The 3,779-nt window shown below is 64.9% G+C and carries 4 protein-coding genes; all 4 read left to right on the top strand.

Annotated features, from left to right (window positions below; genetic code table 11):
- Nucleotides 1-4 precede the first annotated feature (4 nt).
- Nucleotides 5-703 carry a fumarylacetoacetate hydrolase family protein gene (locus tag AB4Z48_RS40245; RefSeq protein WP_441624448.1) on the top strand — a complete coding sequence of 233 codons (699 nt, stop codon included), beginning with the start codon at nt 5-7 and terminating at the stop codon, nt 701-703.
- 13 nt (nt 704-716) lie between these two features.
- Complete coding sequence (maiA, locus tag AB4Z48_RS40240) at nt 717-1,355, top strand: maleylacetoacetate isomerase (protein ID WP_441624447.1); 639 nt, start codon at nt 717-719, stop codon at nt 1,353-1,355.
- Between the two features lie 20 nt (nt 1,356-1,375).
- Nucleotides 1,376-2,419 carry a gentisate 1,2-dioxygenase gene (gtdA, locus tag AB4Z48_RS40235; RefSeq protein ID WP_441624445.1) on the top strand — a complete coding sequence of 348 codons (1,044 nt, stop codon included), beginning with the start codon at nt 1,376-1,378 and terminating at the stop codon, nt 2,417-2,419.
- An 18-nt stretch (nt 2,420-2,437) separates the two neighbouring features.
- A partial coding sequence (locus AB4Z48_RS40230) for a fumarate hydratase (protein WP_441624443.1) occupies nt 2,438-3,779 on the top strand: 1,342 nt, incomplete at its 3' end.

Raw genomic sequence — 3,779 nt, 5'->3', positions numbered from 1 at the left:
CCACATGACCTTTGTAATTCCGCCCATTCCTGCCGTTACGATTCCCGTGGTTGGCGGCAACGACCAGTTTCCCGTTCGCCGCATCTACTGTGTTGGCCGCAACTACGCCGCGCACGTGCGCGAGATGGGCATGGACCCGAGCCGGGAGCCGCCGTTCTTCTTCTGCAAGCCTGCCGATGCCATTGTGGTCGCACCAGTGGGCGCCGGCGCGCAAATCGCCTATCCGCCGGCGACCGAGCAGTTCCACTTCGAGATTGAACTCGTGGTGGCGATCGGCCGCGCGGGCCGGAACATACCGGTCGAGCATGCCAATGCGCACATCTGGGGCTATGGGGTCGGTATCGACATGACGCGGCGCGACCTGCAGATCGCGGCGCGCGACCGAGGCCGCCCCTGGGAACTCGGCAAGGGCTTCGATCAGTCCGCGCCAGTTTCGCTGCTGCATCCCGCCAGCGCGGTCGGCCATCCCGCCGCCGGAGAGATCTGGCTGCAGGTCGATGGACAGGACCGCCAGCGCAGCGACCTGGAGAACCTGATCTGGTCGGTGCCTGAAATCATCGCCAACCTGTCGACGTTCTTTGAACTGCAGCCTGGCGACCTCGTCTTCACCGGCACGCCCGAAGGCGTCGGGCCGGTGCGCAGCGGCGATGTCATGCGCGGCGGCGTCGCCGGGCTCACCGATGTTGAAGTGCGCGTAGCCTGAAGGCGGCCTGAGCATGGATCTGCACAACTTCTTCAACAGTTCCGCGGCGTATCGGGTGCGCATCGCCATGGCGCTGAAGAACATCCCCTGGAACCATATCGGCGTGAACCTGCGCGCCGGCGAGCAGAACCGGCCTGAGTATCAGGCGCTCAATCCGAACCGGCTGGTTCCGACGATGCACGATGGCGAGCAGACCATCACGCAATCACTGGCGATCATCGACCATCTCGATCGCAAGTGGCCCGTGCCGCGGCTGATTCCCGCCGATGGTCCGGCTCGCATACGTGTAATGGAGTTCGCGTTGACCATCGCCTGTGACTTGCACCCGTTGAACAATATGCGCGTGCAGAAGTATCTCAGCGCCCGCCTTGGTATTGCCGACGCTGACAAGGCCGAGTGGGTCGCACACTGGCTCACGGCCGGCTTCAGCGCGTTGGAGCCGTGGCTGCCCGCGGACGGCGGCTGGTGCGTCGGCGACGCGCCCACCCTGGCCGACTGCTGCCTGGTTCCGCAAGTCGCCAATGCGCAGCGTGCAGCGTTCAGCCTCGACCCTTTCCCCCGTGTGCGCCGTGCCTACGAGCACTGCATGCGTCACGAGGCCTTTCGTGTGGCAGCGCCGAGTGCCCAGCCAGATTACGTAGTCGCCCACTGATATCGATGCAACATCCGATCATGACAATCAACCCCACTCCTGACCTGTTGACCCGGCGCGACGCGTTCTACCGCGAACTGGAACCGCATGCGATGGGTGCCCTCTGGACGCGGCTGCGCAAGCTGATTCCTTCGGAACCCACACCCGCTGGCGTGGCGCACCGCTGGTCCTACGCCACGGCCCGTCCCTACCTGATGGAATCGGCGACGCTGATTTCGGCCGAGGAAGCAGAACGGCGCGTGCTGCTGATGGAGAATCCGGGCCTGCCAGGCTCCTCGCGCATCACCAGCACGATGTATGCCGGACTTCAGCTGCTCCTGCCTGGTGAGGTCGCCCCCGCGCACCGCCATACCCAATCGGCATTGCGCTTTATCGTCGAAGGCTCGGGCGCCTACACTGCCGTGGACGGCGAGAAGACCTATATGGAACCCGGCGATTTCGTCATCACGCCGGCCTGGACATGGCACCATCATGGCCACGAGGGCAACGCGCCCATGGTCTGGCTGGATGGCCTCGATATTCCCATCGTGTCATTCTTCAACGGTGGCTTCCGCGAGGAGTTCGATTCGGGCGAAGCACCGGTCACGCGACCCGCGGGCGATGCACTCGCACGCTACGGCACAGGTCTGTTGCCGGTAGGCTACCAGGCGTCCACGTTGAATTCCCCGGTCTTCAACTATCCCTACGCGCGCACGCGGGAGGCGCTGTTCGCGTTGCCACACGCCGGCGCGCCCGATCCGCACACCGGTCATCTCATGCGCTACACAAATCCGGTGGACGGCGGCTGGGCCATGCCGACGATCGCCACCATGATCCGGCTGCTGCCATCCGGCTTCGCGACCTTGCCGTACCGCTCGACCGACAGCATGGTCTTCGTCTGCGTGGAAGGCAGCGGCCATGTGATGATCGGCGACCAGCGGCTCGAGCTCGCGCCGCACGATATCGCCGTGGTGCCGGGCTGGAGCCGTTACACGCTGCATGCCAGTCGGGACCTTGTGTTGTTCTCGTACTCGGATCGCGTCGCGCAGGAGAAGCTCGGCCTGTTCCGCGAGCAACGCTTCTGAAGCGGGGTGGCCGGCATCATGACCACCGTCGTTTCGTATGGAGACTTTGTCGACAGCATCGCCGCGGCCCTGCAGTTCATCAGTCACCATCATCCTCCCGACTATATCCGGCACCTCGCCGCCGCCTACGAACGCGAGGCCAGCGAGCCGGCGAAACAGGCGATTGCCCAGATCCTGATCAACTCGCGGATGTGCGCGGAAGGCAGGCGTCCGATCTGTCAGGATACGGGCATCGTCAACATCTTCATACGCGTCGGCATGGACGTCCGGCTCGACGGATTCCCGTCGRGCGTMGTTGACGCTGCCAATGCAGGCGTGCGTCGTGCGTACCTCGATCCCGACAATACGCTGCGTGCCAGCATCGTCGARGATCCGCTGTTCGCGCGGCGCAATACCGGCGACAACACACCGGCGGTCGTCCATGTCGAACTCGTACCCGGCAACACCGTAGTGGTCGACGTGATGGCCAAGGGCGGCGGCAGCGAGAACAAGAGCAAGTTCGCSGTGCTGATGCCTAGCGATTCGGTCGCGGACTGGATCGTCAGCATGGTGCCGTCGATGGGYGCCGGCTGGTGTCCGCCGGGCATGCTTGGCATCGGCGTCGGCGGCACGGCCGAGAAAGCCATGCTGCTGGCCAAGCAGAGCCTGACGGCGCCGCTCGACATGCTCGATCTCAAGGCYCGGGGCCCGCGCAATGCGTTGGAAGCGCTACGCATCGACATCCATGACCGCATCAATGCGCTYGGYATCGGGGCACAGGGCCTYGGCGGATTGACCACCGTGCTCGATGTCAAGATCGCTACCTACCCCACGCATGCGGCGAGCATGCCTGTCGCCGTCGTGCCGAATTGCGCGGCAACGCGGCATGCCCGCTTCGAACTCGATGGCAGCGGCCCGGTCATGCTGGCTCCACCGTCTCCCGAYCTCTGGCCGGACCTGCCCTTGCCCGACGGCACAGCGAGCCGCCGGGTCGATCTGAACACCCTGACCCGGGAGGAAACCTGCACCTGGCTAGCCGGCGAGACCCTGCTCCTGTCGGGGCGCATGCTGACCGGACGCGATGCCGCACACMAGCGTATCGACGRGATGCTCTCGCGTGGCGAGCGCCTGCCAGTGGACTTCCGCAATCGCATGATCTATTACGTCGGGCCCGTTGATCCTGTGCGTGATGAGGTAGTGGGYCCCTGCGGCCCGACCACMTCAACACGAATGGACAAGTTYGCGGAGCGCATGCTTGCGTCCACCGGCTTGATCGGCATGATCGGCAAGGCCGAGCGCGGACCGGATGCGATCGGCGCGATCGTGAAAAACGGCTGCGTCTATCTGGCGGCGACCGGAGGCGCCGCCTATCTGATCTCCA

Origin of the sequence: Cupriavidus sp. 2TAF22, from assembly GCF_052115045.1 — a bacterium.
Classification (GTDB): Bacteria; Pseudomonadota; Gammaproteobacteria; order Burkholderiales; family Burkholderiaceae; genus Cupriavidus.
The sequence above is the reverse complement of the archived record's forward strand: the minus strand, read 5'-3'. Positions and strand labels throughout refer to the sequence as shown.